Source organism: Ponticaulis profundi, from assembly GCF_042659465.1.
GTDB lineage: Bacteria > Pseudomonadota > Alphaproteobacteria > Caulobacterales > Hyphomonadaceae > Ponticaulis > Ponticaulis profundi.
In genome coordinates, this window is record NZ_JBHSSW010000039.1 from 1 (window position 1) to 6,210 (window position 6,210).

8 protein-coding genes are annotated in these 6,210 nt (G+C 52.3%); 4 read left to right on the plus strand and 4 right to left on the minus strand.

Features of this window, described 5'->3' with window-relative positions:
- The first annotated feature begins 57 nt into the window (after positions 1–57).
- From ACFQDM_RS15470 to ACFQDM_RS15485, 4 genes are all read left to right on the plus strand, one after another.
- Positions 58–342 (plus strand): BrnT family toxin, encoded by a 285-nt coding sequence (locus tag ACFQDM_RS15470; RefSeq protein ID WP_377380566.1) that lies wholly within the window; start codon positions 58–60, stop codon positions 340–342.
- The gene (locus ACFQDM_RS15475; protein ID WP_015061586.1) at positions 326–589 is read left to right on the plus strand and encodes a BrnA antitoxin family protein; all 264 of its coding nucleotides are present in this window, start codon (positions 326–328) and stop codon (positions 587–589) included. The genes ACFQDM_RS15470 and ACFQDM_RS15475 overlap by 17 nt, the downstream gene beginning before the upstream one ends.
- 41 nt (positions 590–630) lie before the next feature.
- Positions 631–1,155 (plus strand): GNAT family N-acetyltransferase, encoded by a 525-nt coding sequence (locus tag ACFQDM_RS15480; RefSeq protein ID WP_377380568.1) that lies wholly within the window; start codon positions 631–633, stop codon positions 1,153–1,155.
- A 445-nt stretch (positions 1,156–1,600) separates the two neighbouring features.
- On the plus strand, positions 1,601–2,332 hold the full coding sequence (locus ACFQDM_RS15485; protein WP_377380570.1) for a reverse transcriptase domain-containing protein: 732 nt from the start codon (positions 1,601–1,603) through the stop codon (positions 2,330–2,332).
- Between the two features lie 13 nt (positions 2,333–2,345).
- Here the strand turns inward: ACFQDM_RS15485 and ACFQDM_RS15490 are convergent, their stop codons facing one another.
- The 4 genes from ACFQDM_RS15490 to ACFQDM_RS15505 form a co-directional block, all read right to left on the minus strand.
- Positions 2,346–3,020 carry a hypothetical protein gene (locus ACFQDM_RS15490; RefSeq protein ID WP_377380572.1) on the minus strand — a complete coding sequence of 225 codons (675 nt, stop codon included), beginning with the start codon at positions 3,018–3,020 and terminating at the stop codon, positions 2,346–2,348.
- Positions 3,021–3,064: 44 nt separating this feature from the next.
- Positions 3,065–3,499: a hypothetical protein gene (locus ACFQDM_RS15495; RefSeq protein WP_377380574.1), complete on the minus strand. Its 435-nt coding sequence runs from the start codon at positions 3,497–3,499 to the stop codon at positions 3,065–3,067.
- Between the two features lie 98 nt (positions 3,500–3,597).
- A complete protein-coding gene (locus tag ACFQDM_RS15500; RefSeq protein WP_377380576.1) occupies positions 3,598–4,611 on the minus strand; it encodes a replication initiation protein in 1,014 nt (337 codons plus the stop codon).
- Between the two features lie 1,247 nt (positions 4,612–5,858).
- Positions 5,859–6,210 (minus strand): hypothetical protein (locus ACFQDM_RS15505; RefSeq protein ID WP_377380578.1); only part of this gene is annotated, 352 nt, incomplete at its 5' end.

Genomic DNA, 6,210 nt, shown 5'->3' on the forward strand with positions numbered 1-6,210 from the left:
TCAACATCGCTGGATCGCTCTACATTACGTTTGTGTAGACAGATGTAGATACGGCGCATGAAAATTACGGGCTTTGATTGGGACACGGGCAACTGGCCCAAATGCGGCAAGCATGGCCTGTCCCGAGCCGAGATCGAGGAGGTCTTCGCCCGGACGCCGGCGGTCCTGGCCGATCCGTTTCCCGAGGAGGCGCGGATGCGCGCCATCGGGACCACGGCAGCGGGACGCCATGTCTTCGTGGTGTTCCAGCTCCGCGAGATCGACGGCCACACGAAGCTGCGGCCCATCAGCGCCCGCTACATGCATCAGAAGGAGATCGCGCATTATGAACGCCCATCCTAAGCCCCTGCCGCCGCTGACCAGCGATGCCGAGGCGGAAGACTTCGTCGAGACCGCGGACCTGTCCGAGTATGACCTGTCGGGTTTCACGCCCATGCGCTTCGAGATCGAGCCAAAAGCCGCCTCGCTGAACATGCGGCTGCCCGCCTCCCTTCTGGACGCGGTGAAGGCCAAGGCAAAAGCCAGCGGCATCCCCTACACCCGCTATGTACGGATGCTGCTGGAGACGGACGTGGCGCGGCCCAAATAGCGGCAACATTGCCTTTACGTCCTTCCCGCAAGGCTGGAACAATGGCCCAACCGGCTGTCATCGAAGGATTTGCAATGTTCACGTATCGCTCCCTTACGGCGGCCGACGCACAGGGATGGAGAGAGATCTTCGTTACTGGCGTGAAGAACTTTCCGACCGGCTTCCTGATGACGCCCGCCGAAGTCGATGGTCTGACAATGGAAAGATGCCAGGCAATTTTAGACGCAGGCGGGACAAGGGGAATTTTTGAAGGTGAGCTGCTCGCAGGTTTTTGCGGATATCGCCAGTTTCAGCCCATCCGAATTCGTCATCGTGGCGAAATCGGCCCCTTCTTCGTCATGGAAAATTTTCACGGCTCGGGCGCTGCCCAGGCACTTATGGCGGGAGTTGTCGAAGAGGCAAAAGGAGCAGGGGTCGAGCAACTCGAACTTTCTGTAGCCCAGAGAAATCACAGAGCCATCGCGTTTTATGAGCGCCAAGGGTTTGTCCGCTATGGGGCGCACCCGGACGCCGTTCGGGATGAGGAGGCTGACGGAAGCGGATTTCTCTACCGTCGGCTGCTCTGAAGTTAGGCCTGGCTCAACCGGAAGGGGCTGTTTTCTCCGTAACCGGTTTTATGCGGCTACGCGGGGCAGGGGGCGGGATCAGCCGGGGGTTGTGGCAAAAAATGGAAATAGCTTGTGCTAGCTAATCCCTTCCGCTAGCTTTTCGATAGCTCTGGCGAAGACGGCTTGCGGCCGACTTAACGTTTAATCTGGGTTGCCTTTATATTACCTTGGGTTATCCGTTTGGAAATGGTTACCTTTATTTGGGACCTTTCTTAGTTGACGACTTCGGAATCCTTGAGGTCGCAGGTTGCCAGAGCGCTGAGGATGGAAGGAATTTAAATGAGCAATCATTCCAAATTCGATCGCCTTGCTCACAGTCTGAAGGCCTGGCTGGTTGTGCTGCTTCTTGCACTTAAATCTGTCAATGCTTTCATTGAACTGTTGAGTAAGGCCGTCAACTACCATGCCAGTAAAATATCAAAACTTCGACCACACGTATAAGCTTAAGGGAAAGTCGGTATTTGTTCCAACGAACTTAAGTCGGAAAATAGGCCTAGATATAAAAGAAAAAATTACTAGTAATTTTTTATTTCCTGATTACTTTTATCATTTAAAGCCTGGCGGCCATATAGCGGCGTTGCACGTGCACAGGCAAAACCGTTTTTTTTGCAAGACGGACATAAGTGATTTCTTTTATAGCTGCGGTAGAAATCGTGTTGTGGAAAGCATCAGGAAAATTGGTGTAAAAAGGCATCACCACTATGCGAGGTGGTCATGCGTAAAAAATCCGTTGCAGGATCAACCCGCCTATACCCTTCCCTATGGCTTTATCCAATCGCCAATACTCGCTAGCTTAGTTTTAGCTCATTCGTCGGTTGGGACTGCACTTAATCAGCTTAGTAAACACGTCTCTGTATCATTATTTATGGATGATATATCAATATCATCAAATGACCCTTCGCTTGTAAGTGACTCATTTGAATATATAAAATCTGCTTTTGATTCGTCGCCATTTTCGATTAACAACGACAAGACCACTGGAACAACGGAGAGCTTGCAGGTTTTTAATTGTAACCTTTCCTATGATTTTTCTTCTGTTACTTCAGAAAGAATTGAGAAATTTTATTCTGACGATGAACGCAGTGAAGCAAGTATTTCGGGGTTTGAAGACTACTGCGCGCGCGTCTCTAAATAAATATACATGGCGATTAAGTTTTAGCAATTTTTTCCAAAGCAGCTACTGCACGCATCATTGGAGACTTGTTAGCTCCTAAACCTTCCAGCTCTCGGACATCAAGCCAAAATAGGCTTTCATATTGGCCGCCGGCTAAATCTTCATAGGATATTTTTGCACAGAATGGGTCAAGGGGGGTTTCTCCTAACACATTCCATCCGAGCGTTAAGCTAAATTCAACTGATTTTCCCTGCAGGATTACCGTAAAAGGATGATGCCTTTTAAATATGTTTGTTAGAATATTGAATTTCTCTATTTCTACATCGGGTTTTTTTACATCCACTTGAACGTTTAGAGCTGCCCCGGCGCCGACGTTAGAAATATTAAAAGTAATGAGTTCTCGTGCATCTTCTCTTTGCCCAAGATGCGCTATAAGAACTGGGTCAGTTCCAGCTTCACGTGTTCTTCTTTGCTCTAACAGAGCTCTCGAAGCAAAATATGTGGATCCCCCCGCAACGAGCAGCGAAACAACAATGGGTAATATATTTAAATATTGGATTGCCGTAATCTTACCAAGGTAACTTTCTGCCAGCAAGTATATGAATAATGCAGCAATGGTTCCAATGAATATTCCTAGCGCAAGCTTTCCATCATGCGTAAGAGAATTGGAGATTTCATTTTTCTCATACCGCACCGGATATTTTTGCATATTGAGATACTTCTTTTTGGATAGAGTGATTATTAATTAATCGCTTAAAACCACCAGCGCTTTCGTTTGGAAGTTGTTTTAGGGTCTGAAGTAGATAGTGGCCGTTGATCGGCAAGGAGACTTACTGCCTGTTGTCGCCAACGGTCGCGGTCCTCTCTTAAGTCTGAAATCTGACTAGCCCGCTCCTCTAGTAGTTCAAACTGAGCTGCTACTCGCTCACGCAACGCAGCCAACTCCTGCTCCAAAGCAGCGATTTGGCTCTTGCTTTGCTCTTGCAAAGGGGTTGCGTCACTTTGCATTTGAGGTTTGCGCAAGTCTTGCGCGTTCATTGGGAACATACGATGCAGCTCTGAGGCATCAATTCTCCAAGCACCGGAGGCATCCTTTTGGGCCGATATTTTCCCTGATTTTATGGCACGTGTAATGGTGGCGATGTTCTTTCCGGTCGCTTGTGCTGCCTGTCCAGCTGTATATTGCATGCCTCTTGCGTTCCTTTGCATTTGCCTCTTGCGCAAGGGTTGCACGGTTCATCTTCGCTTGGAACTGCTGCTGTGCTGAACCCGACCCTGATCTAATGTCAGATCTTGCCAACTTTGCGGCAGAAGTCCTCGAATAGCCGCTCGATGTTCATGGCGTCACGCTCAATGCCACGATCCGCCAAGAAGCGCCGGAAGTCTGATGCAATCTTCTGGTTATCGGCGTTGCAGCCCGCAGTCTGTTTGATGTCCAGCCATCGTTCTGAGTAGGCAATTCCGCCCGTAATAGGAAAGGCTACTGCTACAGCTTCAGCTGATCCGTCACGTCGCGCCTTCCGGCCCGTACTGTGACCCTGCAATTCCCGTTTCGCCGGGGTTAGATCGTCCTTAACCTGCCAGCCGATGGTGACACTGGCCACCGTGCGCCCGATCTTGTTCGGCGTGGCCGTCAAGGTCAGTCGCGAAAGCTGGTTGATCTCAGCAATAGCGGGGGAGAGCGCCCATGCTTTCAGGTTCGCAAACCGGTCCAGCTTCCCAGCAGTAACGCCGAGCACGGCCCGGAGCTCTGGCACGGTGAAGGTCTTGGCTTCGATCCGGTCCAGCTTCACCAGGCTAGAAATATGCTGGAACAGCAGCACGGAGTACTTGCTGCCGAGGTGAAACACGGTCTGGCGATCGAGGATCGCCCAGTGGTTCGATTCTGCTGCCATGCTGCGGAAGGTGCGGCGGAACCACCACGACACCAACAGATCGCCACCGGCTTCGTCGCGGTAGTCAATTTTGGCCTCGTCCAGCAGGCCGCCGATGGTCACGACCATCTTCTCGGGATCGTCATGGGTCAGAACCACAGCGGCCAGTTCCCCGAACAGAGGCGTTAGGCTGGCACGGTCATGGTTTCTCATGCCGTCGATCTTGCGGATGTCTGAGAGCCGGATTTGGTGCTGAACCTCATCTGCCATGCGCCCGCCCGCTGTGCCAATCATCAGATGCATCAGCTTCAGTGCCTGAAGGCTCGGGGCATTCTGCATGTAGGTGCCGCGCGCCACCTCTGCGGGCAGCACGGTTTTGGTTTGGTCAAAAGCCCGGTCGCGGGCAACATCAAGTGTTTTTCCCATGGTTAGTATTTTTCATTGGATACCTAACCTGTCAACTAGCAGTTTTGGCCCCAAACCTAACCTATCCGGCCCCAAACCTAACCTATCCGGCCCCAAACCTAACCGATAGGCTCGCAAGAGTTTGTTATAATACAATAAATTCTTCCTGAACTATAGAACTATAAGAACAAGAAGGGGCTGCGCCCATTTTCGAGTGAAATTTGGTGAAATCTGAGCCTCGAAACTAGAAAATTCCAGAAATCAGCCTGAGAGGCGCAGAGAGGCCGCAGGAGCGCCTAAGCGACTGCAGATGCGCGCCCCGGACAGGGAAAGGGCTGGTGAGCCCTCTGAGAGGCTCTCAGGGCTTCTGAGAGCCATCTCTGTTGCCGATGTCACCATTCGCCTTCTCCGCCTCTTAGAGCGGCTCTCAGCACCTTTCCCGGCATGCGCTCCAATTGGGTGGTTCGACTGCCAAAAAAGGGCCTTGGAGGGAGGCTCAAAAACACAGCGCAGAGGCCAAAATGCAATTTTGGTAAACATTGCGCATATCCTGCAACTGCAACACCCCTCCAAGAGCCATCTCATCGGCCTTGGACGCCTAGTCGCTGCTCCAGAGTCCTAGGATCTGCCTTGGCGGGCAGAAAGCCCCTTTTTCCTCTGCTTCGGGACGGGCGATGTCGTCGGGGCTTTGCGGGGCGGCAGCTTGCCCCGGACCGCTCTCCCCAAGCAGGTCTGTAGGGTCGGGGCAGGCGGGAGGATCAAGGCCGTCCCGCTTGGTCTTGAAAGCCGCTTCCTGAACCAGCACGAGGGCGATGATGGATGCAGATGGCGGGAAATGGAAAATGTTAACTTCGCTCCCAATCTGCTGGCCACGACGCTCAACATTGCTTGGCTATGACCGGCCGAAAGGGCCGGATTGGGCGACAAAAAGCGAAGAACCTACCACCTGGCCAAAATCCCTGAACAACCCATTTGTACCTGCTGCTTGAACCAAGGCTGCAGTTGGAGCGAAGGGTCGGGTGTAAGTTTGGCAAGAAATGCAAACGTAATTTTTTACACTCCCACCCCTCGGCACACGCCTCAGCGTTTGCACGCAAAAGAGGGCCGAACATGGCGGGAAATGTGGAATGAATACGTCGTCGCTCGTTCGCCCTGCTTGTGCTGGCTTGAACCCGCCTAAGGGCGAAGAACGGCGACGTGGAAGGCAAGCTAAGACCTGAGCTGGTCATGACGGCAAACAATGCCGAAGGGATGGGTCGGAAGCGGCGTCATCGAAGCATGGCAATCGCGTCCCTGGGACACCGACGCGCTTCCAGGCCGCGGAGATGCTTCTCGGCGATGACAGGGTTCGGGGAGGGGTGTTGCAGTTGCAGGATATGCGCAATGTCTACCAAAATTGCATTTTGGCCTCCGCGCTGTGTTTTGACCCGTCCCTCCAGGACCATTTTTCGAGGCGCCGAGCGGGCCAGCATCGGGGACAATGCGATCCCCTTTTCAACATCGCTGGATCGCTCTACATTACGTTTGTGTAGACAGATGTAGATACGGCGCATGAAAATTACGGGCTTTGATTGGGACACGGGCAACTGGCCCAAATGCGGCAAGCATGGCCTGTCCCGA

Excerpts from the sequence above, each read along its gene's own strand:
- ACFQDM_RS15470 (WP_377380566.1), top strand. The coding sequence starts at position 58 with ATGAAAATTACGGGCTTTGATTGGGACACGGGCAACTGGCCCAAATGC.
- ACFQDM_RS15475 (WP_015061586.1), top strand. The coding sequence starts at position 326 with ATGAACGCCCATCCTAAGCCCCTGCCGCCGCTGACCAGCGATGCCGAG.
- ACFQDM_RS15480 (WP_377380568.1), top strand. The coding sequence starts at position 631 with ATGGCCCAACCGGCTGTCATCGAAGGATTTGCAATGTTCACGTATCGC.
- ACFQDM_RS15485 (WP_377380570.1), top strand. The coding sequence starts at position 1,601 with ATGCCAGTAAAATATCAAAACTTCGACCACACGTATAAGCTTAAGGGA.
- ACFQDM_RS15490 (WP_377380572.1), bottom strand. The coding sequence starts at position 3,020 with ATGCAAAAATATCCGGTGCGGTATGAGAAAAATGAAATCTCCAATTCT.
- ACFQDM_RS15495 (WP_377380574.1), bottom strand. The coding sequence starts at position 3,499 with ATGCAATATACAGCTGGACAGGCAGCACAAGCGACCGGAAAGAACATC.
- ACFQDM_RS15500 (WP_377380576.1), bottom strand. The coding sequence starts at position 4,611 with ATGGGAAAAACACTTGATGTTGCCCGCGACCGGGCTTTTGACCAAACC.